This is a genomic window from Mesorhizobium sp. M0954 (genome assembly GCF_040319155.1).
Lineage (GTDB): Bacteria > Pseudomonadota > Alphaproteobacteria > Rhizobiales > Rhizobiaceae > Mesorhizobium.
On record NZ_JAMYNR010000002.1, the window covers coordinates 184,370 to 210,734 of the forward strand.

Genomic DNA, 26,365 nt, shown 5'->3' on the forward strand with positions numbered 1-26,365 from the left:
CGCAGCGACATCCGGCAAACGTCGAACTGGCTCGCGGGTTCCCGGTCGCCGGAGTTCCCTCTTCCCAAGCTCCGTTTGGACGAAAAGACGGCTTCGTTGTCACCGGACATGCAGGCCGACATCCGCCAATTCGAGGGCGCCGCAGAGATCCGCCTAACTGACGGCAAAGCTGCAACGGGCTGCCAGGCTCTCGCCGGGCCCAAGCACCGACAGTCCATTCCATTTGTCGATCGAACCCCGATTATGAGCATCGACAACATGACTGACCGGTTCAAAACAGAAGAAGTCGCTCTCGTCCGATGGCGAATAGACCAGGTAGAAATTCAAGGGCGATGAAGCTTCAATCCGCAGGCTGCAACTGTGCTCCGGCCACGATATGGTAGCGACGCCGTTCCAACCGGCAAACAGATTGTTTATCCATCCGCTCGGCAAGGCGGCCGGGGCGCCGAAATCCCAGTCGGGACGGGTTTTGACATCCACAAATCGTTCAGGGAGATGGTTGGGCCGTTCGAGGCAAACCTGTGATGCCGCGGCGTGAAGCGTGGTCAACGCTGTTCTCGGGAACCATGGATGGATGCCAAGCCCGAACGGCAATCTGATCGAGGCCCGATTGACGATGCGAAGTTTCAGCTCGAGCCCCTGTCCGGCCAGCGCGTAGCTCACCTCGGCGCGATATCGGTATGGGCCGGGCCCGTTGCTGATGAGCGACAGCTTTGCGTTGTCCTGCGTTACGCTGTCGACGTCCCACTCGCTCGAAAATCCATTGCCGTGAATGGGAAAGGGCTCGCGTGCAACATTGGCAGGCAGTTCGTGGAATTTGCAGTCGAATGTGAACCCGCCGCCCGAGATGCGATTTGACCATGGCAAAAGCAGGTTGCAGGCAAGGTCGAACGGGTTGCTGCTCCCGCCGTTCGGCCAAGGCCTGAAGAGCGGCACGCGTCCATGGTCCAGTCTCGCAAGACCTGCCCCAAGCGATGGGACGATTTCAGCAGACAGGTCTCCGCTTCTGATCTTGATCGTCCCGACCATCCGCTTCAGACGGTACTGGCCTTGGCAGCGGCGATCGGCTGTTGATGGCGGCCTTTGCGAGCCACTGCAAGAAGGTCGTTCGACGCGATCCCGATGAGCGCCTTCATCTGATCGTGTGCATCGTCGGCCCTCCGCATCCTGATTGCCTCCAGCACGTCGCCATGCGCGCTCAGCGTCTGCTGGTAATTAGCGGTGGCCGATGTGGTCAAGCGGAAGGAGAAGCTGAGGGCGGCCGCAAGCATATTGCCGAGATTGGCGAACACCGGGTTGCGGCTGGCACGCAGGATGGCCGTATGAAACCTGACGTCGGCATCGAGACACGCAGCGAGATCATCCTGCGGAGCAATGCGCATGGCTTCATAGGCCGCTTCGATGACCGCGAGATCGCCTGACGTCGCCATCTTGGCCGCAAGTTGGGCGGCAGCGGGTTCAATGACCAGCCGCGCCTCGATCAATCCTCGGACGAAATCGAGATCGGGCTCGATATCGCGCATCCATTCCAGAACCTGTGCATCCAGCCTGTTCCATTCGCTCGACACGCGCACACGCGTCCCGGCCCGCTTGCGCGCCTCGATCAATCCTTTCGCCGAAAGCGTCAGAAGAGCATCGCGAAGCGCGGTGCGGCTCGCCCCGTAGATAACGCAAAGCTCGGCTTCCGTCGGCAGGACGGAGTGCTGGGCGTAGGAACCGGCGAGGATGCGCTGTCCGAGATCGCGTGCGATGCGATCCTTGAGCGATGACGTGGTGCCATCTGCGGCAGGAATGTCCTGCTTGCCTTGGCCAGTCGAAGCGATCGCCGCGTCCATCGTCATGTCCTGTTCAAGTGGTACTCGGCAATTACCACAGCAAGTATCAGCAGCGAGCCCTTGGCAAGCAACTGATAGAAGGTTGGCACGGACGTCAGTATCATTCCGTTGTTGAGGACGCCAATGATGGCGACGCCCAGCAGTGCGCCGACGATCGTGCCCTTGCCGCCCTGCAAGGCGCAGCCACCAAGAACGGCCGCTGTGATGGCCTCGAGTTCCAGGCCTTGGGATCCGGATACGGGCTGCCCGGAGCCGGTACGGGCAGCCAACAGAATCCCGGCCAATCCGGCCGCCACTCCACTCATGATGTAGATGCCGACGCGGTAGCGGTTGATGTCGATGCCGGAGAAGCGTGCGACAACGGGATTGCCGCCCAGGGCATAGATGTTGCGGCCAACGATCGAGCGGGCAAGGAAGAGATGGAACACGATCGCGGTCAGCAAGAGAATCCAGATCAGCAGAGGCAGGCCGAGGATTCGTCCGATCCCGATGAAGCGGAAAGTCTCGCTGAAAATCGCGATCGATTGCCCGTCGGACATGATGAACGCGATGCCGCGGAAGATCGCCATCGTACCGAGAGTCGCGATGACAGCGTTGACCCGCCCATAGGTGATGATGATGCCGTTCACGAGGCCGGCAAGACCGCCCAGGACCAGGCCGGCAAGAATGCCCGCGGCGGGTGATCCGGTGGCCTGGATGGCCATTGCCGTCGATACTGTGGTCAGACCGACAATTGCGCCGACGGCAATATCGAGCCCTCCGGCGACAATAACCACGGTCTGGCTCATCGCCAGAACGCCCAGGATGGTAATGCCTAGACCGATGTTCAGCAGGTTTCGGCTGGAGAAGAACACGTCGCCTCTCAGGGTGCCGAAAATGAGCACGAGAATGGCGAGAGCAACAAGAAGGCTTATGTTGTGAATGCCGATGCGCTCTGCGATGCGCAAGGAAGCGCGCCTTTTGCCGGTTTGCGTTGTTGCTGTCCTGAGCTCAAGGCTGTTCACTGAATTTGTCCTCCAAGCGATGCTGCAGATTGAGGCATGGCATGTCTCAGGATCGTGGCCTCGTCGATGTCAGGGCGGGAAAGTTCGGCCGTGATCCGGCCTCCAGCCATAACAAGCACCCTGTCGGCCAGCCCGATCAGTTCCGGCATTTCCGAGGAAATCAGGATTATGCCGATGCCGCTGGCGGCGAGTTCGTCGATCAGGCGATAGATTTCCGCCTTGGCGCCGATGTCGATGCCGCGGGTCGGCTCGTCGAGGATGAGAAGCATCGGCTGCCGCGCAAGCCAGCGCGCAAGAACGACCTTCTGTTGGTTGCCACCCGATAATTTCGAAACCTGTTCGTCGAGGTTGGGCGCCTTGATCGACATCTTTGCTGCAAGCGGTGAGACGATCTCCAGTGCCTTGCGCCGGTTGAAGAAGCCGAAGGTCGACGTTCTGTCGGGCACGCAAAGCGAGGCGTTATCAAGAATGCTTCGGAACAACAGCAGCGCCTCGTGCTTGCGGTCTTCCGGGGCAAAGCCGATGCCCGCCACGATCGCTGCATGCGGACTGTTGGGGCCAACCGGCACACCATTCATCGTTATGGTTCCGTCGAGGCGCCGATCATAGCCGACAATCGCCTTTGCCAGTTCGGATCGACCCGCACCCATAAGGCCGGCAATGCCGAGCACCTCGCCGCGGCGGACCTTGAGGCTCACATCGGTGACGTGGTCGGTGATCAGGCCCGTCACCTCCAGCAACGGTTGCCCCGATTGCCACGTCTCGCGCGTAAACAGATCGGCTATGTCGCGGCCCACCATGAGCTTGGCTATGGTCTGCTCGCTGGCACCGGCAGCGGGGGAATCATCGACCAGCCGGCCGTCCCGCAACACGACAATGCGATCCGCAAGGTCGATGACCTCGTTCAGCCTGTGAGAGATGTAGACGATCGAAGTGCCCGCGCCGCGCAGCCGGCGAATTACTGAAAACAGACGGCGCGCTTCGTCGTCGGTCAGTGACGAGGTCGGCTCATCGAATGCGATCAGCCGGCCGCCGGCACGTATGGCGCGCATGATTTCGATCATCTGGCGCTGTGCCGGACCGAGTGTGCTGCAGAGTTGACGCGGCAGCATATCCTGCTGCATGCCGAAAGTCGCAAGCACCTTATCGGTCTGGTCCTCGAGCCTGTGCCAGTCGAGCAGGACGCCTGCCAGCCGCGGCAGTTCGCCGACGAAAATGTTCTCGGCCACGGTCAGGTTCGGAACGATCTCCGGCTCCTGATGGATGACGCGTATTCCGGCTCTGTGGCTGTCGCGCGGTTCGCTGAAAACGATCGGCGTGGAGCCATGCAGCACGGTGCCGGTGTCCGGTGCGAACACGCCCTCAAGAATTCGCATCATTGTCGACTTGCCGGCGCCATTCTCGCCAACCAGGGCAAGCACCTCTCCTGGCCGAAAGGCAATCGAGACATTGTCGAGCGCCTGCACGACGCCGAAGCGCTTCGATATCCTGTCGAGCGAGAAGAAATCCGATTGCATCAAAAGCTCACTCCCGAGGACCGATCCGTGTGCCCGCCGACGAACCAAAGAGCGTCATGCGCACTGCGGCGCATGACGCATATCTGGTTCAGTGGCAGAGCTTGGCTTTGTAGTCCGACGCAAAATTGTCGGCGGTGATGTATTCCGGGTCAGTGAAGGATTGAACGGGAAGCTTGGTTCCGTCCTTGATGGAGGCCAAGAGAATCTTCACCGCCAGCGCGCCATGATTTTCCGAATTGAGCCACATCGTACCACGGAACGCCGAGGGCTTTCCGGATCCGAAGGCATCGCAGGCGCGGCTCCCGTCGATGCCGATCCCCATGCCCTGGTCTGCGGAATAGCCAGCATTCTCCAGTGCTCGCGCACCACCCAGCACGCCGTCATCGTTGCATGAATAGAATATCCAGTTCGTGACGCTGGGATTGGCCGTCAGTGTGGTGGTCATCACGTCGATGGCGTTGACCATCGTGTTGTCGTAGGGGACGCGAACGATGTTGCCCGGCTTGAAATCGGGCACCGCCTTCAGGAACGCTTCTTCCGCGCCCTTGTTGCGCTGCATGCAGGTATCGGCCTTGCGGTCCTCGATCGAGGCGATGCGCACTTCTTTGCCCGCCCAGCCTTCAGCCTTGTAGAGCTTGGCAAGCTCTTCGCCCACCCGCGCACCGATATTGTAAGCATTCATGCCGACATAGGGGACCTGGGTGCCATCCTGGTAGTAGATATCGTCGTCCACCGCCACCAAGGGAATTTTTGCGGCCTTTGCTTTCTCCGCGATGACCGGTCCCAGTGCCTTGTCGGGGACAACGATGGCGATGCCTTTCACGCCATCGCCGACCATCGTATCGAAGGTCGTGATCGTCAAATTGGCGTCGAACTGAACGTCCTGCGACACGAACGCGGCCCCTGCCGCCTCAGCCGCTTTCTTGGCGCCGCCGACTTCGGCGACGAACCATGGGTGGTCTCCCATCTTGTTGATGTAGCCGATCTTGATGTCGTCTGCGCTTGCTGTGCCACTCATCAGTCCGGCAGCCAGTACCGCAAATGTCGCCAAAGCCTTTGTTGTGGTTTTCATGAAGATCCTCCCTGAGCTCAATGGTGGTTGCTAGTCGTGGTAGAGAACCGAGCGCCCACCATCGATGGTGATCGTCTCGGCATTTATGAACGGCGCTTCGTCCGAAGCGAGGAAAACCGCCGTCATTGCAACCTCGTCCGGCCGGCCAATTCGCTTGGGCGGATGGAGGTCGTAGGCTCGCCGCTTCTCCTCGGCGGGGTTCGGGAATGTGTTCCAGTAGGCTTCCGCGATCGGCGTCTCGATATAGCCGGGTGCTATCGCGTTCACCCGGATACCGCGTGCGGCATATTCGATGGCCAGCGAACGGGTCAGGCCCAAAAGTGCATGCTTGGCGACCGGATACGGGAACGTATGGGGAATGATCTGGAAGGCGTGACAGCTCGCTATGTTGACGATGGACCCCGAGCCCTTCGCCAGCATCGTCGGCAAAACCGCCTTGGCGCAGAACCACGCGGCCTGGAGGTCGAGCTTGAGGCAGCGCTCCCATTCCTCATCCGGCATCAGCAATGGTTCGTAGAACACGTTGGCACCGGCATTGTTGACCAGAATGTCGACGCCGCCATAGGCCGTGATCGTGCCGGCGACCATGTCCGCGACCGCGGATGTGTCCGTGACATCCGTCTCGACGAACAATACGTCGGCGCCTCCGGCACGCAATTCGTCGGCGACCGCTTTGCCGCTTGCCGCATTCAGTTCGGCAATGACGGTCTTTGCCCTATGTGTTGCAAAAGCCCGGGCGGTGGCGGCACCTATGCCTTGGCCGGCGCCCGTGATGATTGCGATCTTTCCTTGCAGCCGGCCTGCCATTGCATTCACCAGTCGACCACGGTGCCGTCCGGCATGACGGCATTGCGGGCATGCAGCACTTCCTGCTTGAAGGGGTGACGCGCGATGACGTCCTCATTGACGGTGACGCCAAGGCCCGGCAGATCGGGCAGGTCCCAGCGGCCTGGTTTACGCCGAATTGGCCAGGTAACGACGTCGTCGTACCAGGCGACGGCACCGGACATCTCCTCCTGAATGACGACGTTTGGCGTCGATATGCCGAAGTGAAGAGCAGCGACGCCAGCGATCGGACCGAGCGGGTTGTGCGGCGCAAGGCCGATGCCTGCCGTTTCCGCCATGGCCGCGATCTTCTTTGTCTCGAGCAGACCGCCAGTGTGGCAAATATCAGGCTGGGCAATGTTGAAGGCACGGGCTGCGATCGAGTGCGTGAATTCGCGACGCCCGATCAGCCGCTCGCCGGAAGCGATCGGCACGGCCGATCGCGCCGTGATATGCGCCAGTCCGGCAACATCTTCGGGCGGCACGGGTTCTTCCGCGAACATGATGCGGGCCGGCTCGATTGCTCTGAGGTAGTCCATCGCAGCGTTAACGGATGCAGGGCGTCCATGGAAATCGACCATGATGTCGATGTCCGGACCTATGGCCTCGCGAAGTGAGCCAACCATGTTGGCGACAGAATCAACGGCTTTCGCAGGCGATGCGTAGTGGGTGTAGGGAATGCAGACGACCTTGACCGCATCGTAGCCTGCCTGCGTCACGATGCGTCCGCGTTCCACGATCGCGTCCGCGGATCCGGTCTCATAGACCGCCTTCATGTCTCCGAGGCCGAGATGCGTATAGGTGCGCAGATAGTCGCGAACCTGTCCGCCCAGAAGGCGCCAGACGGGGACGCCCAATGACTTGCCCAGGATGTCCCAGAGCGCGATCTCGATGCCGCTGACGGCAGACATTCCCTCGACGCCAAGACGCCAAAATCCGTGGCGCGTAAGTATCTGGTAGCACTGCTCCACGTTGCGCGGATCCTGCCCGATGAGCAGGGCCTCAAGGTCCTGAAGCGCCCCAACGACGGCTCGGGTCTTCCATTCCAGCGTTGCCTCACCCCAGCCAAACAGCCCGGGCTCGTCGGTTTCGACCCGGACGAAGACCCAGTTGCGCATTTCCGCATTGCAGACGCGCGCCTTGATGGCCGTGATTTTCATCGGTCCTCCCAGACCTGCCGCCTTTTTTCGATGGCAATATGTATGATTTATTACGGATAATATGGACGAGTCAAGTGCAACGTCGATGTGGACCAAGGCCGCCAAGGAACTGGTCCTCAGGAGGATCCGAGCAATTTTCGATCAATCCTTGTCCGCCGATGGAAGGGCTGTCAGCCTCCGATCCGCGAACATCGCGGAAAAGGCGCGGCTAAATCACCGCGCAGACCGTTTTCGTCTCGAGATAGTTCTCCAGACCCGGTGCGCCGTTCTCATAGCCCCAACCGGATTGCTTGTGGCCGCCCTTCGGCAGTTCCGGCGAGAAGTAGGAATGGCAATTGATCCAGACGGTGCCCGACCGGATACGTGCGGCAAGGCGATGCGCAGTGGATAGGTCGCGGGTCCAGACGCTTGCGGCGAGGCCGTAGGGCGAGTCGTTCGCAAGGCTTATCGCCTCCGCGACATCGTCGAACGGTGTCACGGCAACGACCGGGCCGAAGATTTCCTCGCGCATCATGCGCATGTCCGGGCGCACGCCGGTAACCACGGTCGGCTCGAAGAAGTTGTCGAAGCGCCGGCCGCCGGCGATGATCTCGGCGCCGCTGGAAGCACCATCGCCGACGTAGAAGGCGACGCGCGCAGCCTGGGTTCCGTTGACCAGCGGACCAAGGTCGGTATCCGGGTCAAGCCCGTGTCCGAGACGCAGCTTTCGCGCCTCTTCCGCCAGCCCCTCCGCCAGACGGTCGTAGATCGAGCGATGCGCATAGACACGCGAGCCGGCGACGCAGACCTGGCCGGCATTGGCGAAGATCCCCCGAGCCACTCCGGGGATTGCGAGCCCCATGTCCGCATCGGGCATGATGATGGCCGGCGACTTGCCGCCCAGCTCGAGCGTCAGCTTCTTCAGATTGCCGCGCGCTGCGGAGACGATCATCTTTCCGACTTCCGTCGAGCCGGTGAAGGCGACCTTATCGACATCGGGATCTGCAGCCAATGCTGCGCCCACGGTTTCACCGAGACCGGTCACGATATTGACGACGCCGTCCGGCAAGCCGGCTTCGATCATCAGTTCGCCGAGCCTGAGCGCGGTGAGCGACGTTTCCTCAGCTGGCTTGAGCACGATCGTACAGCCGGCGGCAAGCGCCGGGGCGAGCTTCATCGAGGCCATAAGCAGCGGCGAATTCCATGGCGTTATGGCAGCCACGACACCGATCGGCTCTCGCACCGTGTAGGCGAAAATCTTGCTGCCCACCGGTTGGTAGCTGATGGAGGTGGGGATGGTCGTGCCGAGGATTTTCGTGGCAAAACCGGCAAAATAGCGGAACTGCTCGGCCGAGGCGGGAATCTCGGCGAAGCGCGAGGTCTTCAGCGACTTTCCTTGGTCAAGCGTCTCGAGTTCTGCAAGCTCATCGGCATGGCGTTCAATCAGGTCGGCGATGCGCCATAGCAGCTTGCCGCGTGCCGACGGTGTCATGTCGCGCCAGCTCTCGCCTTCGAAAGCAGCACGCGCCGCAGCAGCGGCGCGCCCGGCGTCATCGGCTGTGCCTTGCGCCAGCAGCGCGAGCGTGTCGCCATTCGCAGGATCGGTCGCGGGCAAGGTTGCGCCATCGCTGGCGTCGCACCAGCCGCCGCCGATCAGGTGCCGCATTCTGGGTTTGGCCAGGAACGCCTCGACGCCTGCGTGCCTGGCTGCACCGTTTCGAATGATGACCGTCATGTCCGTACCCCGCAAGCGAACGCCTCGACCGCCGCGAGGGCACCGCGGATGATGGAATGATAGCCGGTACAGCGGCAGATATTGCCTTCGAGCGCAGTGCGGATCTGAGACTCGTCTGGAGCCGGATTCTCCAGCAGCAGAGCGGTCAGCGCAACAGTGATGCCGGGTGCGCAGTAGCCGCACTGGAAAGCGTTTTCGGCCGCCAGAGCCTGGCGCAGGACAATGGCTTCGGGAAGGTCGTCGAAACCCTCCGGCGTGATGATGGTGGCCCCGTCGAGTTGCCACGACATGAGCAGACAGCCATTGACCGCGCGATCGTCCATCAGCACGGAACAAGCGCCGCAGCGGCCGATGCCGCAAGCCATCTTGGCGGCAGTCATGCCGAAATGATCGCGCAGCAGGTCGATCAGGCGCAACTCGGCGGGCACGGCCAGCGCCTGGCGGCAGCCGTTTAGGTTAAAGGTAATCGCGATCTCGGCACTCACGCTGCACTCCTCTGCAGGGCGTCGAGTACCCATTCAGGATCGACCGGGAGGCGCTCGGGCCAAGCCCCTGTGGCGTCCGCAATCGCGTTGACGACGGCTGGCGTCACGGCACCAATGCCAAGCTCACCAACTCCGCGCGGGCCGAACGGGTCGTCCTCGTCCAGATCCTCCAACGCGAAGGTCGCGAAGCTTTCCGGCGTGTCGGCAATGCCTGGCAGCATGTAGAAATCGAGGTTGCCGGCAAGATCCCGGCCATCCCGCATCGCCGCGTCCTCAGTGAGGGTGAAGCCCAGCCCCTGGACGCCGCCGCCTTCGATCTGGCCAAGATAGGCGGCAGCATCGAGCATCGGTCCGGCCGCGGTATGCTGATGGAGCTCGAGCACGCGTACCTGCCCAGTGATGCGGCTCACGGCAACGCGCGCCAGTGTCGCGCCGAAGGCGAAGATCAGGCGTGCATTGCCTTCCAGATAGTCCGATTTCGGAAACTCGAAGCTGACGGCAGCAGCTGGCAGCCGGTCGGGAGGCAACGCCGCAGCAAGCTCGGCGAAACTCATGAGCAGTGACCCGCTGTTGGAATGTCGCTCGACGATACCGCCGGTTGCCAGCGCCAGCGTCCCGGCTTCGCGGCAAAGCAGCTGGCCCGCTGCTGCCAGCAGGTCGCGCGTAAAAGGTGGTGCGGCGACTGCCGCGACCCGCCAAACCACGTGAGTGCCGCGCGAGGCGGTGGAGGAGCCGGATTCGGGCGTCGCCGCCGTATCACCGGTGACCGGCCGGACATCGTCGCGGCCGCAGCCGAGCGCTCCGGCGACCGCGGCCTTCACCGAGGTGAGCAGGCCTTGTCCCATCTCGTCCAGGCCATAGAGCGCTTCGATCATGCCATCCGGAGCCAAGCGCAACGCGCCTCCGGCCGGGTCCGGCGGCAGCGTGCCTAGTCCATTGCCTTGATAGTTCATCGCCATCCCGACGCCGATCGTCTCAGAGCCGTCGAACGACGGACCACGCGGCTTGGCCCAGATCGGGTCAGCAGCGGCGGCTTGCAGCATCTCGGCCAGACGTTCGGACGGCGCGACCTGCTGGCCGAGATGGCCTCGCGTGCCAGGCTCGCGCAAATTGCGGCGCCGTATCTCGATAATGTCGATGTCGGCGGCTTCGGCCAGCCGGTCCAGCTGGCACTCTACCGCGAAGGCCATCTGGTTGGCACCGAAGCCACGAAACGCGCCGCAGACGCCGTTATTGGTATAGGCGAGCCTGCCCGAGCTGAGGACGTTGGGAACGACATATGGCCCGCAGGCGTGTTCGAGCGCCGTCTCAAGCACGCCCGGACCGAGCGACGCGTAGGCGCCGGCATCCGCGATCACATCCACCTGTTGGGCGAGCAGACGACCCTCGGCGTCGCAGGCGGTGCGCATATGGATGTGCATGGCATTGCGCTTGGTACCCGCGATGACGGATTCCGCCCGGTCGAGATGCAGCCGCACGGCGCGTCCGGTCTTCAGCGCCAGCAGGGCCAGGGCCGGCTGCACGGTCAGCTCGTCCTTGCCGCCGAAAGCGCCGCCAGTCGGGCTGGTGACCACCCGTATCCGCTCTTGCGGCATACCGAGGATGCGCGAGAGCTGCATGCGGTCGCGGCGGCCATGCTGCCCACCGGCAAAGACGTTCAGGGTACCATCCGTGCCGACGAAAGCGTAGCCGCCCTCCGTCTCCATAAAGCCGTGCATCTGGCTCGGCGTTTCGTAGACAGCCTCGACGATATGAGCTGCCTTGGCAAAAGCCGCGGCGGCATCGCCACGCGTGAACTCGAAGCTGCACTGCAGATTGCCTGAGGCGTGGACCGGCTCGGCCCCAGCGGCGAGTGCCTGTTGGGGATCGCTCACAATTGGCAGCGGCTCGTATTCGACGCTGACGAGAGCAAGCGCGCGTTCGGCCGTCCGTGTGTCAACAGCGGCAACGGCAGCAACAGCGTCGCCGAAATAGCGGACCTTGTCGAAGCACAGTGCAGGCTGATCCTGCACGACAATGCCGAAGGCATTGCTGCCGGCAATGTCGCGGTGCGTTACAACCGCCGCGACTCCTGGCAGCGCCTCGGCCGCGCTCGTATCGATGGAAACGATCCTTGCATGGGGAATGCCGGCACGCCGAATGCGCCCGACCAGCATGGCGGGCTCGCGACGGTCGGTCAGGTATTCGAGCCTGCCTGCGATTTTCGGTGCAACGTCCGGCCGCTGGTGCCAGCGTGCGCCGATCTCCGATCGCGACACGAGAATTTCGGCAGGTGGATTTCCGGACGGCACGGTCCGCCGGCGCGGCGAATGTGCTCCTTGGGACAACTTTCCGCCGAGCCCGAAGACCAGCGCATTCGCCACGACACTGCGCCGATAGCGGTCGGACCGCCATGCATCATCGATCGCCGGCGCCTCTTCGAGAATTGCGGCGTGCAGCTCGGCCCAATCGATCTCTTGGAGGCGCCGGCCGATGAGCAGCGCTTCGGCGTGACCGAGACGGGCTGCTTCCCCGCCGCCGCTGGCCGCGAGCCGCGCGATCGTGACACGATCGTCCGCCGTTTCGATCAACCCGGCGACACCGGCCACGCTTGGGGTGAAGGCGGCGCGCAGGCCGACTTTGCGATGGGTCCAGCGAGCGGCAGGCTGCGGTGGAACGATGACCGTCTCAATGAGGCCCGCTGACGGTGCGTCGGCCAACCATTGCGCGAGCGGCACGACGGCGCGCCCAGCCGGTGAGACGATCTCCAGCTTCGCATCGATCGCGAGCAGGGCCGGCAGAAGGCAACCCGTGCCCCCCGCGACGTTGCCGCCCAGCGTTGCGAGATTGCGGACGGCGGGTCCCGCCGTGGCGCGGACTGCGGCTGCGAGCAGAGGCAAAGTCTCGCCTATCGCCCGGTCACGCTCCAAGGCACCCAGGGTCGTCAGTGCGCCGATCCGAAACCCGTCGCCGGCCAGTTGGATGCCCTTCAGGCAGGCGATACGGCCGATGTCGATGAGGCGCCGCGGCTTTGGCAGGCCCTTCGCCCAGCCGAGCTGCAGCGCCGTGCCCCCGGCGACCAGTTGCGACGCGCCCTCGCCTGCCAATGACAGCGCCTCGGCAACGGAGGTCGGGCGAAGCACCTGGAGACCCGACTCGGTCATGTGGCTCTCGCGGTCGTGCCGAAACGGATGCCTTTTTCCTTCAGCCAGCGGCGGTAGGCGATGGAGGACCCGTCGGCGCGGGTCGGGATTTCCATCCGCGGCTCGAGTGGAAGGCGCAGCGGCCGCTGGTTCTCCACGATGATCCGGTCTTGCAGGAAGATGACCTGTTCGAAGTTGAGCAACGCCGTCTGCGTCGAAGCCGAGTCGACGAGATACATGACCGGCTGGGCGCGGCAGCGGTCTTCCTCGATGGGCTGGATGAACAGCGCGATTGCGTCGAGCCGGTCCGGCGCCACGGGGCACACGCGATAGAGCATCACCACGAATGGGCTCGGCACGCGATAGGTCAGATGCACGAACGCGCCGGAGCTTTCCGTGGCGGCAATGCGCGGCTGGAAAAACGTGCAGTTGGTCGCCCAGACCTCGTCTACTTCGCGACGTATCTCGCTCAGATAGGCCGGTACTTCCGTGTGCGGCTCCGAGCCGAGAATGTCGGTATGCACGAAGGGGAAATGCGCCATGTCGAGGAAGTTCTCTACGACACGCAAACCCGACGCCCGCATCGTCACCCAGCCGCAGGGCACGTAGCGGCGGTCGGGTTCCGATGCCTCGGCGATCTCGAAGATTTCCTTCCCGGGCAGGCCCAGCGTCGTCCAGACGCAGCCGTAGCGCTGCCGGACGGGCAGCGCGGGGCCGCGGTTGCCGTCGTCCAGGACCTCCCGAACCGTGATTTCGCCCGTGATGTCACGGACCAGTTCGATGTCCTGGCCGAGCAGCCGCGTATGGCTCGGCGCGCCATCCAGGTCGGCGACCGTCTCCACCGCGTACCAATCGTCCAGTGCCGCCCTGTCCGTCGTCTTCATACCGAGGCCCGTCCTATTGAGTCCATTGCAGGCTGCCGCCGGAATTCTGGGCAAGGAAAGCGGCGCGCCGGGCGAACAGGCCAGGCGCGACGCGATGGATTTCGGCGATGATCTCGCGCAGGTCGCCGGTGCGCAGCGCGCCGTCCTCGGCCAGGATCTCGCCATCGACCATCGTCAAAGACACGTCGCTGCCGCGCACGGCATGGACAAGATTGTGATGGAAGTTGAAATAAGGTCCGTCGCGGAAGACCGGCGTCATGCGCGGCGTATCGGTGCGGACCGCGATGATGTCGGCGCGCTTGCCGACTTCAATCGAGCCGATCTCGTGGTCGAGGCCGATCGCCCTGGCGCCGAGAATGGTGGCCATCCGCAGCACCTGCCAGCTATCCATGGCGGCGGCGTCGAAGTCCTTCAGCTTGCCCAGCAGCGAAGTCACCTTCATCTCTTCGAACATATCGAAATTGTTGTTCTCCTTCTCGCCGTCGGTGCCGATCCCGACAGGCACGCCGGCCTTCAGCATCTCGGCCACCAACGCGATGCCGCTTGCCAGCTTCATGTTGGAAACAGGATTGTGGGCCACCGAAACGCGGCGCTTGGAAATAAGGTCGATCTCTTCCCGATCGAGCCAGACGGCGTGGGCGATCATGGCGCGCGGCGTTTCGAAGAAGCCAAGGTCGTCCAGCGCGAACATCGGGCGTTTGCCGTAGCGCCGCTTAAATTCCGCGATCTCGATCTCGGCCTCGCTGCAATGCGTGTGGAAGCCGGTCTCGTGTTTCCTTGCGAGTTCGATCGCCCGGCGTTGGCCGGTTTCGTCGGCATAAAACAGATGCTCCAGCCCGACCCACACATTGATGCGGCCGCCCGCCTTGCGATGCCAGCCCTCGATCATCGCCTCGTTCATGGCGAGCGTGTCGAAGTAGTTGTAGTCGGGATGCTCGCCGACGTAAGGCACGGCGACCAGGCGGTTGCCGATCGCCTCGGCCGCCCTGGCGCTGCCTTCCATGAACCGCCACATGTCGACGACCGTGGTCGTGCCGCCGAGCACGGATTCCGCGTAGCAGAGCCACGATGCCGCCTCGGCCTCGTGCGGCTGCAGCACGCGATGCATCGGATTGATATGGAGCGTCAGCCAGTCCCAAACCGGCAGGTGCTCCGCCGTGCCGCGCAGAAAACCGGAATGCGCATGGGCATTGACCAGCCCGGGCAAAAGCACCGCATTGTCGAGCTTCTTGACGGCGGCGGCCGGATACGCAGCGCGCAATGCTGCGAGTGCGCTGACCGCAGCGATACGACCATCCTCGATCAGCACGGCGCCATCAGGCAACACGTGGTTATCTTCATCCATGGTGAGCAGCGTGTCGGCAGCGAGGATGAGGCCTTGGGTCATCGCGGGTACTCCGTGTGCGGTCCGTCGGTCATGACATCCTCAAGCTGCCGCCGCGAGCAGGAAATCGGCGGCGCGCTCGCCGATCATCGTGGCGGGCGCGTGGGTGTTGCAGGTCGGGATCGTTGGGATCACCGAGGCATCGGCAACATGCAGGCCGTCCAGCCCGTGCACGGCGAGACGGCTGTCGACGACGGCCATCGCGTCCTCGCCCATCTTGGCTGTTCCGCAGGTGTGGAAGAACGTCGTGCACGCCTCGCGGATGAAGGCGATTGTCTCGGTGCGGGTCAGTGGGCGATCAGGTGCGGCAAAGTTGCGGAAGACACCGGCGTTCGCCTTTGCAGCCGCCATCTCCATCACCATCTCGACCGCAGTGACCATGGCGTCGAGGTCTTCCGGTTCCGCCAGAAAGTTCGGTTGGATTTCGAGCGGCCCGCCGGGCTTGCCGTCGAGCAACTTCAAGTGCCCGACGCTCTTCGAGCGCATCAGGCCCGCACCGAAGGAAAAGACATCGCCGGATAGATCGTAGCGCGCGCGGATCGCCGGTTCGGCGCTGTTGCCCTGGACGGGGAAGGCATGCAGGTCGGGCTGCGGCAGGTCCGGCCGCGACTTCCAGTTGACCATCGAGCCACCGCCATTGCCCACTATCGGTCCGATCGGTCGTTTCGCGCGGAAGACGCAGGCCTGCGCCAGCGGATGGTCCTGAAGATTCCTGCCGACACCCGGCAGGGCGCGAACGACGGCAATGCCAAGGCGCTGCAGTTCGATCGGATCGCCGATGCCCGACAGCATCAGCAGGCGCGGCGTGTCGATGGCCCCGGCCGCGAGCACGATGCTCTCTTGCGCGCGCGTTTCGCAGATTTCGCCGCCGACGAGGTGCTTGACCGCGACGCATCGGCTGCCTTCGACCGTCAGGCCGATGGCCGCGGTTCCGGTCAGCACCGTCAGCATCGGGTGATCCAGGATCGGCACGAGATAGCCCGTCGCCGAACTCCAGCGCTTGCCGTCGCAGATGTTGAAATTCGCGGCCGCCGCCCCCTCGTTGCTGGGGCCGTTCGGATCGTCGATTACGGGGATGCCGATCTCGGCCGCCCCATCGATCAGCGCATGCGCGACCGGGTGCAGTGCCGCCGGCCGCTCGATGTGGAGCGGACCGCCCGCTCCGCGAAACTCGCTTGCACCGTCGCGCCAGTCCTCGCAGCGCCGGAAATAGGGCAGCACGTCGGCGAAGCTCCAGCCCTTGGCGCCGCCAGCCTCCCAGGCATCGTAATCTTGCGGATGGCCGCGATACCACATCAACGCGTTGATGGCGCTTGAGCCGCCAAGCAGGCGCCCGCGCGGGATGCCGATGGTACGCCCGTTCACCCTCGGTGTCGGAGCATAATCATAGCCCCAGTCATAGGTGCTGCGGCCAAGCGGCACCCACTTGCCGGGGTCCTCGATCTCTTCGAACCCAAGACCCGTCGGACCGGCCTCGATCAGGAGGACGTCGGCGCCGGCATCGACCAGTCGCCGCGTCACCGCACAGCCACCGGAACCCGAGCCGACCACCACGTAATCGTAGCTGCGTTTCAGTGCGCGTCGGGGGACGACAGGTCCGAGGGTGCCCATGATCTCGTCAGTTGTGCTCGCTCGGGCCCATGATGACGATGCCTTCGCTCGCCTCGACATGGCGGACGAAGATATACTTGTCCTCGCGGCCGTCGCTGTGTTTGCGCTTGATGTCCGGCTGGACCGTTCCCGAGACCTTGGCGACCACGATATAGGGCGCATCCATGGCGAGCCCCCTTACACAATGTGCGTCGAACTCCTCCACCGTGCGCGCCGTATGGGCGTTCTCGACGCCGGCGCCGCGCGCGATCGCGGCAAGGTCGACGCGGCCCAGCGCCGTATGGGTCGGCGGGCCGCCGATCGACTGGTAGCACTCATTGTCCCAGACCACGACGAAGAGGTTCTTCGGCTGCTCGTTTCCGAGCGTGGCCAGAATGCCCAGGTTGAAGAGCAGGCCGCCATCCGTATCAAGCGAAATGACGCGGCGGTGCGGCAGGCCGGCGGCGAGCCCGAAGGCCTGCGGCGTGACGCAGCCGAGTTGCTGCTGGAACAGGCTCGCCTCGCGCATATGCGGCGCGGCGTTGTACCACTCGTCGACGCTGCCGCCGAGCGAAAGGATCACCAGCTCATCCTTCAGCCGCGCGGCGAGCGCCTTCATGCAGTCGAAGCGTTTCACCGCACCACCTCGCCGCCGAGCGCCACAGCCGAATGGTAATAGGACGCATAGGACCAGGAATAGGCGTCAAGGATGGCGCGCTCGATCTTCGCCTCCTCTGTGACTATCCGGTATGGCACGCGCAGCGCGTTCAGCACCGGCTCCATGGTGATGCCATGCGGGACTGCCCACCAGTTGTTCTCGCCGAGCTCGCCGCGATAGCTCATCAGCATCACGACCGGGATGCCGGCTCCAAGGCCCATGCGGGCCAGCGGCTCGACCGAGGCGCGCAAGCCGGAATTTTCCATGACCAGCGCCGCGCGCTTGCCCGACAGGAAGACCCCGCCACATATCGCCGCGCCCTCACCCTCGTTGGTGACGCGGATCGTGCGGATATCCGGATCGGCATCAAGGGCCGGGTAGAGCTCCTTGAACAACGAATCGGGCAGATAGCAGACGATGCTCACTCCCGCCCGCTTAAGCCCCCGAATGACCGCGTCGACCGCACTCTGCTTCATGACATCCCCTTCGGCCGGGAAGTCTCGCAAAGCTCAGTTGTTCGAGATAGGGACAAATTACTCTCTTTATCGATGCGCAAAATGCAACAACTAATCATGCAACGCCTCGACCATGCGGGCCAGCAGCGCCGCGAATGCGGAGGCCGCATCCGACATTTCGCGTTCAAGTCGGGCGAGCAGCATCAGTCGGTGCGGGTTCATGCGAGAATCGCGCAACGGCACGAAAACGAGCGATCCGTCAGCCACTTCCGGCTCGATGCCGAGCTTGGTGCGAAGCACCACGCCGAGGTTGAGGCGCACCATCTCGGTCATCAGTCCGATCGAGTTGGTCCGTGACCGTCGCGTGATATCGATCATGGAGCGCCCGATCGCATCGTCGATCGAAATGCCCAAAGCAAGGCTGTTGTCCGAGACGATGACCTGTTCGCCGGCAAGATCGAACAGCTTCACTTCCTTGCGGCCGGCAAGGCGGCTGCCCGGATGAGCGACGACGCCCAGCGGCAGAGGCGTGCTCGCGATCTTGCGCACGTTGCGCGGCACGCGCACGTCGAAAGCAAGCGCCAGATCGCATTCGCCGTCGGCAACCGCATCGCAGGCGCGCTGCGACCCGGCGACATGCACATCGACCGATATCTGCGGGTGGCGCTTCCAGAATTCCTTCAGCGCGTTCGGCACCAGCCCGCGCGCCGCGCTCTCCACGATCGCCACGGACAACGAGCCGCGGTTGAGGCCACTGAGATCATTGATCTCGGACGAGGCGCGCGCCAACTCGGTGATGCTCTGACGCGCGTGGTAGAGCAGAAGCTCGCCTGCGCTGGTCAGTTTCAGTCGCTGGCGCACACGCTCGAAGAGCGGCGTGCCCAGTTCGTCCTCCAGGCCCTTGATGACGCGACTGATGGAGGATGGCGCCACGTTGAGCGCCTGCGCGGTCTGGCGAACCGAGCCCAGCCGCGCGACCATTTGGAAATAATGGATGCGCGGTGAGACCAGCCCAAGTCGGAAGGGATCCACTCAGGCGGCCTCAAAGGCGGGGACGATCTCCATTTCCGGCACCAGCACGAGACCTTTGTCGGTGATACGGATTTCGGGGATGACCGAGAGCGGGATGAGGTTGAAGCCCATATAGGGAATGCAGCAGCCGGCCGCCTCCCATTCCCGTTTGAGGATCTTCACCTCCTCCGCGACCTCAGTGACGCGCTTGTCGGACAAAAGGCCGGCGATCGGCAGTTCAACCATGGCAGTCACTTTGCCGTCGACGACGACACAGACGCCGCCTTGCGTTTCCTCGATCGCCCGCAGCGCCACCTGCATGTCGGCCTCGTTGAGGCCGGCGATGATGATGTTGTGGCTGTCGTGACCGACAGACGATGCGACGGCGCCGCGTCGCAGCGTGAAATTGCTGAGCAGCCCGTAGGCGACGTTGCCGTCCGACTTGCCATGGCGCTCGACCACAGTGACGAAGCACAGGCCGTGGCGGTCGAAATGGTTCTGCCAGTCGTTGGACGGATCGAGCGTGATCTTCTGGTGGCCGAGCGTGATCCCCGGCAGTTCGGTGCGGATGGTATGCGCCACCACCTTGGCGGTTGGCAGGTCCGGCGTCAGCTTGATCTGCTTCGGCAGCTTCACTGTGTGGTAGGCCGTGTCCGGATAGCGGTAGCGGGTCGAGAGGGCCTGGTCGAGCAGCGGCGTGATCCTGCCGTCATCGACGACGAGTTCGCCGCCATACCACGTGCTGACCGGATCGAAGCCGTCGTCGAGCAGCACCAGGTCGGCACGGCGGCCACCACCGAGGCCTCCGATTTCGCCTTCCATTGCAAAGCGCGTCGCGCCATGCAGCGAGCCCATCGACCAGGCCTGCTCCGGCGTCATGCCGGCCTTCATCGCCTCGCGCGTCACCCAGTCCAGGCCGAAGAGCATCAGGTCGTCAGCATCGCGGTCGTCGGTGCAGACCGCGATGCGCTTATGCGAGGCTCCGAGTTCCGTAATCGTCTTGATCGCTGCGGGCAGGCTGTGCCACGGTGTCGTCGGCGGGCCGCCACGCAGGAACAGCCAGATGCCGGCTTCGAGCATGTCGTCGGCGATCTCGCGGTCGATCGCCTCATGGGTATCGGTGACGCCGGAGGCCGCATAGGCCGACACGAATTCGCGTCCATAGACGTGTCCCGACACCGGGCGGCCGCGTCTCAGCGCCGCAGCGAGGATGGCATGGCTGCGTTCATCGCCCATAGCCACTGGCACGAAATCCATCTTCTCGCCTAGCGCCACGGCTTCCGGCCATTTGTCGAACAATGCGCCGATCTTCTCGGTTGTCAGGTCGCCACCGGCCGTTTCCAGCAACGGCGAAGTTGCCGGGACGGTGCTCGGAACCGTCAGGAAAATGGACAACGGCGCCAGGCGCGCGTCCTCCAGCATCGCCTCGATGCCAGCAACGTCCATGACGTTGCCGATCTCGTGGCTGTCGCAGAAGAGGGTCGTGGTGCCGTTGAGCAGCGCCGCCTCGGCATAGGCGCAGGCCGTCACCATCGAGGATTCGATGTGGATGTGCGGATCGACCAGGCCGGGGGCGACGATGCCGCCCCTGGCGTCATATATCCTGGCGCTGCCACCCTCATAAGTGCCGGCCGGCTTCACAGCGGCGATCCGCCCTCCCGACAACCAGATCTCGCGGCCTGGAAGCACGCGCTCCGAATAGGTCGACAACACGCGTGCGCCGGCAATGACCAGATCGGGATCGGCTCGCCCGGAAGCGACGCCGGCCAGCCGCCGGGTCATGGACGAGAGCGGCTGGACGGAAAAGCGCGTGAGAGAGGTCATTCTGTTGCTTGCCTCGTTCTCGTCGAATGTTGGGCGTCAATGGTAATCGGGGATGCCCGGCATGGTCGTGAAGCCGGGAACCGCGCGGAAGCGACGCACCCAGCGGCGCAGCGCCGGATACTCGTCATGATCGACGCCGAAATCGCGGCTCAGCGCAAACGCCGGAAAAAGCGCGATGTCGGCGATGGTCGGGCGGTCCGCAGCGAACCATTCTTTCTTCTCGAAACCCCGCGCGGTCATATGGTCGTCCATGGCGCGGAGTGCGTGCGCGGCACCGGCCCGCAGCGCAGCCTCGTCGCCGCCGGCGCCGAACATGGCATGGCGGCGCGCGGCGCTGGCAACGCCGAGATCGCCGGCCGCGAAGAAAAGCCACTGCATCACCTTGGCGAAATCCGAACCATCCGCCGGCAGCCATGCACCCGTTGAATCGTGGCTGCGCGCCAGATGGACGATGATGGACTCGGCGCCGAACATCGTCACCTCGTCGTCGCGGAGAATGGGCAGGCTGCCCGCCGGGTTCATGGCCAGGAATGGCGGCGTCTTCTGCTCCGCCCCCGGAAATGCATCGACTGCAACGGTCTGCCATTCCAGGCCGAGCATGGAAAGCGCCAGCCGCACCTTGTAGCAGTTTTCGTCCAGCTCGTAGTTGTAGAGCGTGATCCTCGCCATCATGCAGCCCGCGTCGTCGAGGTCGCGCCGGTACGCCCGGTCTCGAGATGATGACGCAGCTCGCTCGTCCAAGCGAAGAAATGCTTCTGCCCCTTGCCGGCATACTTGGCTGCCGGTCCGTCAATCACGACGTGCAGGGCCGATCGTTTGTCGGTCAGTTCCTGCAGGCCAAGAAGCAACGTGTCTTCGCCGACCGTCAGGCTGAACAGCATCCCGCTCAGCGCCTTCAGATCAGCGAGCCCGGATCCGCGGGAGAAGGGCCTGGGCGGCATGGCCCCCACGACATCGATCACCATTGCGGCGGGACTGTCGAGATACAGGCTGCGGACCGGCACCACCTCCTCTGGCAAGGCAGGCAGTTCGGGTAATGCTGCTGCCGGATCCAGTGCCGTCCAGACTATCCCAGCCGCCTCGGCCGATCTGTGGGCAGACACGGTAATGGACGCCGGCACCCTGAGATCGGGGTGGGCCGGAATGTATCGGCATTGGCCGGCCGCATCGTACTGCCAGCCGTGATAAAGACAGGCAATATGATCGCCGCGGACAAAACCGAAGCTCAGCTTCATACCGCGATGCGGGCAGCGATCCTCCCACACATGCGCTGCGCCACTGTTGTCGCGCCACACCACCAGCTCGTTTCCGCCAAGGCGGATTCCGGCCGAACTGCCCGGCTCGATCGATCCCGACAGCGCCACTGGGTGCCATCCAGCCCGTATCGTCATTCTGCGTCTTTCCCTCTGGAATATTCCCAAATTTCGGCCCGTTCGCAGTCCATCACCAGACAGTCGATTGGCCCCAAGCTACATGCCATCTCGAAGGCATCGATGAGATCGGGCTGGCCCGAAACCTGGACGACAAAAAAATCGTCCGCGGCTTCGTGCACCAGCAGATCGAGATTGAGCCGAGCGGCACGCCTGTCGGCGAACTCGCCAAAGCTCGACGACACCAGTCGGCCGATGAAGCGCAGGCGCGTTGTTTGAGGCGGAGGCGCAGGGTTCTGCGCTTCCCGTAGGTGCTTCATGCCTATATTTCTCCCGGCCTGCACATTTTTTAAGCAGTTTTAGAATGTGTCTAGTTAGGCATCATTTTTTGGCTTGTGCAAGCCCCGTTTCCCTGACATCTGTTGCGTATCAGGTGATCGGACAGTTGGAAAAAGCCGCGATTATCGAACAACTCGGCAGCCGTCCGTCGCCCAAGAAAACCAGGTACGGCTTTGGGGTTGCCGATCCGGGCGAGTGAGCGTCGATGTCGTTGTCAAGTTTCATTCAGCTCATGCCGAAGGTCGAGTTGCACTTGCACCTCGAGGGCGCCGTATCCGCGGAGACATTCGCCGAGCTGGCGGCGCTGAACGCGGTGCCGCTGCCGGACGGCAGACTGACATCGGAGCTCTACAGCTACGGCAACCTGCTGGATTTCCTGAAGATTTACGATCTGGTTTGCGCCTCGATCCGGACTGCGGACGATTTCTCTCGCATCACCTTCGAGGCACTGGAGCGCTGCGCTAAAGCCGGTGCGCGCTACGTCGAACTGTTCTTCAGCCCGCATGCGCATCTGGCTCATGGCGTGGCCTATTCGACTATGCTCGAAGGCATCCTCGACGGCTTTCACCGCGCAAAGGAGCGCTATGGGCTTATGGCAAAGCTGATACCGGCGCATGCGAAGCCGCTCGGCGCGGCAGGTGGCGAGCGCTTCCTGGACATGGTTCTGGCCGAGCGCCCGGCTGAGGTGATCGGCATCGGCTTCGATTACGACGAACGCCCGAACCCGCCGCCGATGTTTGCGCGCATCGTCGAGCGAGCGCGGGCTGCCGGGCTCAATGTCACCAACCATGCGGGCGAGGATGGCCCGGCGGACTATGTCCGCGATACCGTCGACGTCCTCGGCCTGAGACGGGTCGACCACGGCTACCATGTCGTCGACGATCCGGCGCTGATGGAGCAGTGCAAGGAGATGGGCATCGTCTTCACCTGCTGTCCGAGCACGACGCTGGCCACCACCGTCTGGCGTGACCTCGCCGCGCCCGACCACGCGATCCGCCGCATGATCGAGGCCGGGCTTACCGTGACGATCCACTCCGACGATCCGCCCATGTTCGCCACGACGCTCGACCGCGAATACGCGCTGATCGCCGAAAATTTTGCGCTCGGGCCGTCGGCACTGAAGCGGATCGCGCTGGCTGGCCTGTCCGCAGCATGGCTCGATGACGACATCAAGCAGGCATGGTCGGCCGACTGGTCGGCAGAAATCGACCGCCTCATGGAAACCGAACTGTCTCTCCCGAACTGAACACGACACGGAACAAAGGACCGAAGCATGATCGACCTGCGCAATCTCTCCCGCCGAGGCTTCCTCAACATGGGCGCCGCGGCCGGCGCCTCGCTGCTCCTGCCGAAATCCGGCCTTATCACGCCCGCCAATGCACAGACGCCGCTCGCCGCCGTCGCCGAGGAAAACGCGGTCATCGCCTTCGGCCACACCGGTCCGGTGACCGATGAAGGCTGGACCTGGAGCCACGACCAGGGCATGAAGGCCGTGCAGGAAGCGTTCCCGAAGCTGAAGACGCTGTTCGTCGAAAGCATCCCCTATTCGGCCGACGCGACCCGCACCTTCCGCCAGTTCGTCTCGGAAGGTGCCAACATGGTGTTTGCCACCTCCAACTATGGCGACTTCCTCTACGACGTGGCCAAGCGTTCGCCGGACGTCGCCTTCTATGAATGCGATGGCCGCAACCCGCTCGAAAATCTCTCGACCTACTATCTCGCCCACTGGTACCCGACCTACGTCACCGGTGTCGCCGCGGGCCTGATGAGCAAGAGCGGCAAGCTCGGCTACGTCGCCTCCTTCCCTGTTCCGTCGGTCTTTTCCGGCACCAATGCCTTCCTGATGGGCGCCCGTTCGGTCAATCCCAACGCCACGATGCAGACCATCGTCATCAACTCGTGGTTCGATCCGCAGGCTGCCACCCAGGCCGGCACCGCGCTCATCGACAACGGCGCCGACCTTCTGTTCGGCATCATGGACGAAGCAGGCTATCTGCAGGTGGCCGAGCAGCGCGGCGCGAAGGCCGTGATGTGGAATACCGACATCCGCCGCTACGGGCCGAAGGCCTACGTCTCCTCGATCGCAATCGACTTCAAGAAATTCTATGTCGACCAGGTGCGCCTGCGCCTCGAAGGCAAGTGGACGCCATCGCAGACCATCCTGCCGATGGGCGGCGGTATCGACCGCGATGCCTGGGGCGAGACGGTGCCCACCGAAGTCGCAAAGCAGGCCGATGCCGTGCGCGACAAGATTCTCGGCGGCTGGAGCCCGTTCGAGGGCGAGATCAAGGACACCAAGGGCAACGTCAAGGTGGCTGCCGGCCATCGCATGACCGAAGAGGAACTCTACAACTGGGATTGGTCGATCGAAGGCGTCAGCGGCCTCCAAGCGTAATCCTGAAAGATTGCAGAGTTTTCGGATAGACTATGCGGCAGAAGGCAAAGAGCTAAGCGGGATGAATGATTTTGTTCCAGTTCATCATGCTTCGAGCGAGCACCGCTACGGCGGCATGGAGGTGCCGTCCACCTCCCCGGGACGTTACGAGCCTGGCTCCGGCGCGCCGCCGCTCGTGCTGCTCAAGGGCATCAGCAAATATTTCCCCGGCGTCGTTGCCAACCAGGACGTCGACCTGGACGTGATGCCGGGGGAGATCCACGCCTTGCTCGGCGAGAATGGCGCCGGCAAATCGACCTTGATGAACATCCTCACCGGCATCTATCAGCCGGATGCCGGTGAGATCGTCGTCGACGGCTATGCCAAGCGTTTCGCATCTCCCGTCGATGCAATCTCCGCCGGTATTGGCATGGTCCACCAGCATTTCAAGCTGGTGACCGCCTTCACGGTCGCCGAGAATATTCATCTCGGCTGGTCCGAAACGCCCAAGCGTATTGGCTCGTCGGTGCTCGAGGCGCGGACTGCCGCACTGGCCGAGAAGCTGAACCTCGCGGTACGGCCATCCGCGCGCGTCGCCGATCTTTCGACCGGCGAGCAGCAGCGCGTGGAAATCCTACGCGTGCTCGCGCGCAATGCCCGTGTTCTGATCCTCGACGAGCCGACTGCAGTGCTTACTCCGGCGGAAGCGCGCGAGCTCTTCAAGGCGCTCAAGCAGTTCGTGTCCCGGGGCAATGCGGTGATCTTCATCAGCCACAAGCTCGACGAGGTCCTGGAAATATCAGACCGCATCACCGTGCTGCGCGGCGGCCGCAAGGTGGCCACCGAAAATACCGCGGACTGCGGCGAGAAGATGCTGGCGCGCCTGATGGTTGGCCGTGAGATCGTGCTCAGCAATCTGCGTGCCAGGCAGCCAGGCGCGGCCGGCATCTCCGCCGAGCCGGTGCTCAGCCTCAAATCCGTCGTCGCGCGTGACGACGTGGGCGGCATCCTTCTCGACGAGGTTTCGCTCGACATCCATGCCGGCGAGATTCTCGGCATCGCCGGTGTGGCCGGCAACGGCCAGAAGGAGCTGACCCAGGTCGTCACCGGCTTGCGGCCGATCCACTCGGGCCAGATACTGCTCGGCGGAAAGGGCGTCACGACCGCCGGCGCGGTCGATTACGCGAAGTTCGGCGTCGGCCACATTCCCGAAGACCGGCTGCACAGCGGCCTGGCGCCGGCGCTTTCAATCACCGACAACGCCATAATCCGCGAATATGCGTCGGCGCCTGTTTCAAAGGGCTTCGCGTTCCGACCGCGCCTAGCGGCTGCTCTTGCGCGCACGATCGCCGAAGCGGCATCCGTTGCGGTGCCCAATTTCGGCATGCCCATGCGCAACCTTTCCGGCGGTAATCAGCAGCGCCTCGTCGCACGCCGCGAGATGCGCATCGCAAGCAGGGTTCTGATCGCCGCCTATCCGAGCCGTGGCCTCGATGTCGGAGCGATCAACACGATGATGCACTATCTCGTCGAATTGCGCGATGCCGGCGTCGGTGTGCTCTTCATTTCCGAGGAGCTGGAAGAGCTGTTCAACCTGTCGGATCGCATCGCCGTGATGTTCCATGGCAGGATCATGGGCGCGGTGGAGACTGCCTCCACCGACATCGAGGAAATCGGCCTGATGATGGGCGGGCAGATGCGGTCCAGTGCTGGCGCCCAGGCCGCTGCCGGGAAGCACTGAC

General features: G+C 63.5%; 23 protein-coding genes. 3 read left to right on the forward strand and 20 right to left on the reverse strand.

The window, feature by feature from the left end; all coding sequences use genetic code 11:
* Positions 1-153: 153 nt before the first annotated feature.
* The 20 genes from NKH93_RS04065 to NKH93_RS04160 all read right to left on the reverse strand — a co-directional run bounded on the left by NKH93_RS04065 (position 154) and on the right by NKH93_RS04160 (position 22,155).
* The gene (locus tag NKH93_RS04065) at positions 154-1,029 is read right to left on the reverse strand and encodes an aldose 1-epimerase (RefSeq protein WP_352969249.1); all 876 of its coding nucleotides are present in this window, start codon (positions 1,027-1,029) and stop codon (positions 154-156) included.
* A gap of 5 nt (positions 1,030-1,034) precedes the next feature.
* The gene (locus tag NKH93_RS04070) at positions 1,035-1,835 is read right to left on the reverse strand and encodes a FadR/GntR family transcriptional regulator (RefSeq protein ID WP_352684659.1); all 801 of its coding nucleotides are present in this window, start codon (positions 1,833-1,835) and stop codon (positions 1,035-1,037) included.
* A gap of 2 nt (positions 1,836-1,837) precedes the next feature.
* Positions 1,838-2,839 carry an ABC transporter permease gene (locus NKH93_RS04075; protein ID WP_352470577.1) on the reverse strand — a complete coding sequence of 334 codons (1,002 nt, stop codon included), beginning with the start codon at positions 2,837-2,839 and terminating at the stop codon, positions 1,838-1,840.
* Positions 2,836-4,356 carry a sugar ABC transporter ATP-binding protein gene (locus tag NKH93_RS04080; protein ID WP_352969251.1) on the reverse strand — a complete coding sequence of 507 codons (1,521 nt, stop codon included), beginning with the start codon at positions 4,354-4,356 and terminating at the stop codon, positions 2,836-2,838. The genes NKH93_RS04075 and NKH93_RS04080 overlap by 4 nt, the downstream gene beginning before the upstream one ends.
* A gap of 88 nt (positions 4,357-4,444) precedes the next feature.
* Entirely contained in the window at positions 4,445-5,428 is a 984-nt protein-coding gene (locus tag NKH93_RS04085; protein ID WP_352612514.1) for a substrate-binding domain-containing protein, read from the reverse strand.
* Between the two features lie 30 nt (positions 5,429-5,458).
* Positions 5,459-6,235, reverse strand: coding sequence for an SDR family oxidoreductase (locus NKH93_RS04090; protein WP_352470580.1), 777 nt, complete (start codon positions 6,233-6,235; stop codon positions 5,459-5,461).
* Between the two features lie 5 nt (positions 6,236-6,240).
* Positions 6,241-7,413 (reverse strand): galactonate dehydratase, encoded by a 1,173-nt coding sequence (dgoD, locus tag NKH93_RS04095; protein ID WP_352470581.1) that lies wholly within the window; start codon positions 7,411-7,413, stop codon positions 6,241-6,243.
* 208 nt (positions 7,414-7,621) lie between these two features.
* Positions 7,622-9,127, reverse strand: a complete 1,506-nt coding sequence (locus tag NKH93_RS04100; protein ID WP_352969254.1) for an aldehyde dehydrogenase family protein — start codon at positions 9,125-9,127, stop codon at positions 7,622-7,624.
* Positions 9,124-9,612 carry a (2Fe-2S)-binding protein gene (locus tag NKH93_RS04105; RefSeq protein ID WP_352612510.1) on the reverse strand — a complete coding sequence of 163 codons (489 nt, stop codon included), beginning with the start codon at positions 9,610-9,612 and terminating at the stop codon, positions 9,124-9,126. The genes NKH93_RS04100 and NKH93_RS04105 overlap by 4 nt, the downstream gene beginning before the upstream one ends.
* Positions 9,609-12,755, reverse strand: coding sequence for a molybdopterin cofactor-binding domain-containing protein (locus NKH93_RS04110; RefSeq protein ID WP_352969256.1), 3,147 nt, complete (start codon positions 12,753-12,755; stop codon positions 9,609-9,611). The genes NKH93_RS04105 and NKH93_RS04110 overlap by 4 nt, the downstream gene beginning before the upstream one ends.
* Positions 12,752-13,618 (reverse strand): aromatic ring-hydroxylating dioxygenase subunit alpha, encoded by an 867-nt coding sequence (locus NKH93_RS04115; RefSeq protein WP_352470585.1) that lies wholly within the window; start codon positions 13,616-13,618, stop codon positions 12,752-12,754. The genes NKH93_RS04110 and NKH93_RS04115 overlap by 4 nt, the downstream gene beginning before the upstream one ends.
* Before the next feature lie 13 nt (positions 13,619-13,631).
* On the reverse strand, positions 13,632-15,005 hold the full coding sequence (locus NKH93_RS04120) for an amidohydrolase family protein (RefSeq protein ID WP_352969259.1): 1,374 nt from the start codon (positions 15,003-15,005) through the stop codon (positions 13,632-13,634).
* Positions 15,006-15,044: 39 nt separating this feature from the next.
* The gene (locus NKH93_RS04125) at positions 15,045-16,613 is read right to left on the reverse strand and encodes a GMC family oxidoreductase (RefSeq protein ID WP_352969261.1); all 1,569 of its coding nucleotides are present in this window, start codon (positions 16,611-16,613) and stop codon (positions 15,045-15,047) included.
* Between the two features lie 7 nt (positions 16,614-16,620).
* Entirely contained in the window at positions 16,621-17,229 is a 609-nt protein-coding gene (locus NKH93_RS04130) for a thiamine pyrophosphate-dependent enzyme (protein WP_352969263.1), read from the reverse strand.
* Positions 17,226-17,726 (reverse strand): thiamine pyrophosphate-binding protein, encoded by a 501-nt coding sequence (locus NKH93_RS04135; protein ID WP_352612499.1) that lies wholly within the window; start codon positions 17,724-17,726, stop codon positions 17,226-17,228. The genes NKH93_RS04130 and NKH93_RS04135 overlap by 4 nt, the downstream gene beginning before the upstream one ends.
* A 90-nt stretch (positions 17,727-17,816) precedes the next feature.
* On the reverse strand, positions 17,817-18,737 hold the full coding sequence (locus NKH93_RS04140) for a LysR family transcriptional regulator (RefSeq protein WP_352470590.1): 921 nt from the start codon (positions 18,735-18,737) through the stop codon (positions 17,817-17,819).
* Positions 18,738-20,540 (reverse strand): adenine deaminase, encoded by a 1,803-nt coding sequence (locus NKH93_RS04145; RefSeq protein ID WP_352969265.1) that lies wholly within the window; start codon positions 20,538-20,540, stop codon positions 18,738-18,740.
* Between the two features lie 36 nt (positions 20,541-20,576).
* Positions 20,577-21,212, reverse strand: coding sequence for a glutathione S-transferase family protein (locus NKH93_RS04150; protein WP_352502547.1), 636 nt, complete (start codon positions 21,210-21,212; stop codon positions 20,577-20,579).
* Positions 21,209-21,904: a Rieske 2Fe-2S domain-containing protein gene (locus NKH93_RS04155; protein WP_352969267.1), complete on the reverse strand. Its 696-nt coding sequence runs from the start codon at positions 21,902-21,904 to the stop codon at positions 21,209-21,211. The genes NKH93_RS04150 and NKH93_RS04155 overlap by 4 nt, the downstream gene beginning before the upstream one ends.
* A 23-nt stretch (positions 21,905-21,927) precedes the next feature.
* Complete coding sequence (locus tag NKH93_RS04160) at positions 21,928-22,155, reverse strand: hypothetical protein (RefSeq protein ID WP_352502545.1); 228 nt, start codon at positions 22,153-22,155, stop codon at positions 21,928-21,930.
* Positions 22,156-22,454: 299 nt separating this feature from the next.
* Here NKH93_RS04160 and add point away from each other — a divergent pair, with 299 nt between their 5' ends.
* The 3 genes from add (at position 22,455) to NKH93_RS04175 (ending at position 26,364) form a co-directional block, all read left to right on the forward strand.
* The gene (gene add / locus NKH93_RS04165; RefSeq protein WP_352684648.1) at positions 22,455-23,495 is read left to right on the forward strand and encodes an adenosine deaminase; all 1,041 of its coding nucleotides are present in this window, start codon (positions 22,455-22,457) and stop codon (positions 23,493-23,495) included.
* 27 nt (positions 23,496-23,522) lie between these two features.
* On the forward strand, positions 23,523-24,644 hold the full coding sequence (locus tag NKH93_RS04170; RefSeq protein WP_352540084.1) for a BMP family ABC transporter substrate-binding protein: 1,122 nt from the start codon (positions 23,523-23,525) through the stop codon (positions 24,642-24,644).
* Positions 24,645-24,759: 115 nt separating this feature from the next.
* On the forward strand, positions 24,760-26,364 hold the full coding sequence (locus tag NKH93_RS04175) for an ABC transporter ATP-binding protein (protein ID WP_352969451.1): 1,605 nt from the start codon (positions 24,760-24,762) through the stop codon (positions 26,362-26,364).
* Position 26,365 lies beyond the last annotated feature (1 nt).

What these genes read in the sequence shown, in the direction of transcription:
- NKH93_RS04065 (WP_352969249.1), bottom strand. Translation starts at nt 1,029, where the DNA reads ATGGTCGGGACGATCAAGATCAGAAGCGGAGACCTGTCTGCTGAAATC.
- NKH93_RS04070 (WP_352684659.1), bottom strand. Translation starts at nt 1,835, where the DNA reads ATGGACGCGGCGATCGCTTCGACTGGCCAAGGCAAGCAGGACATTCCT.
- NKH93_RS04080 (WP_352969251.1), bottom strand. Translation starts at nt 4,356, where the DNA reads ATGCAATCGGATTTCTTCTCGCTCGACAGGATATCGAAGCGCTTCGGC.
- NKH93_RS04085 (WP_352612514.1), bottom strand. Translation starts at nt 5,428, where the DNA reads ATGAAAACCACAACAAAGGCTTTGGCGACATTTGCGGTACTGGCTGCC.
- NKH93_RS04090 (WP_352470580.1), bottom strand. Translation starts at nt 6,235, where the DNA reads ATGGCAGGCCGGCTGCAAGGAAAGATCGCAATCATCACGGGCGCCGGC.
- dgoD (WP_352470581.1), bottom strand. Translation starts at nt 7,413, where the DNA reads ATGAAAATCACGGCCATCAAGGCGCGCGTCTGCAATGCGGAAATGCGC.
- NKH93_RS04100 (WP_352969254.1), bottom strand. Translation starts at nt 9,127, where the DNA reads ATGACGGTCATCATTCGAAACGGTGCAGCCAGGCACGCAGGCGTCGAG.
- NKH93_RS04110 (WP_352969256.1), bottom strand. Translation starts at nt 12,755, where the DNA reads ATGACCGAGTCGGGTCTCCAGGTGCTTCGCCCGACCTCCGTTGCCGAG.
- NKH93_RS04115 (WP_352470585.1), bottom strand. Translation starts at nt 13,618, where the DNA reads ATGAAGACGACGGACAGGGCGGCACTGGACGATTGGTACGCGGTGGAG.
- NKH93_RS04120 (WP_352969259.1), bottom strand. Translation starts at nt 15,005, where the DNA reads ATGACCCAAGGCCTCATCCTCGCTGCCGACACGCTGCTCACCATGGAT.
- NKH93_RS04125 (WP_352969261.1), bottom strand. Translation starts at nt 16,613, where the DNA reads ATGGGCACCCTCGGACCTGTCGTCCCCCGACGCGCACTGAAACGCAGC.
- NKH93_RS04135 (WP_352612499.1), bottom strand. Translation starts at nt 17,726, where the DNA reads ATGAAGCAGAGTGCGGTCGACGCGGTCATTCGGGGGCTTAAGCGGGCG.
- NKH93_RS04145 (WP_352969265.1), bottom strand. Translation starts at nt 20,540, where the DNA reads ATGACCTCTCTCACGCGCTTTTCCGTCCAGCCGCTCTCGTCCATGACC.
- NKH93_RS04150 (WP_352502547.1), bottom strand. Translation starts at nt 21,212, where the DNA reads ATGATGGCGAGGATCACGCTCTACAACTACGAGCTGGACGAAAACTGC.
- add (WP_352684648.1), top strand. Translation starts at nt 22,455, where the DNA reads ATGTCGTTGTCAAGTTTCATTCAGCTCATGCCGAAGGTCGAGTTGCAC.
- NKH93_RS04170 (WP_352540084.1), top strand. Translation starts at nt 23,523, where the DNA reads ATGATCGACCTGCGCAATCTCTCCCGCCGAGGCTTCCTCAACATGGGC.
- NKH93_RS04175 (WP_352969451.1), top strand. Translation starts at nt 24,760, where the DNA reads ATGGAGGTGCCGTCCACCTCCCCGGGACGTTACGAGCCTGGCTCCGGC.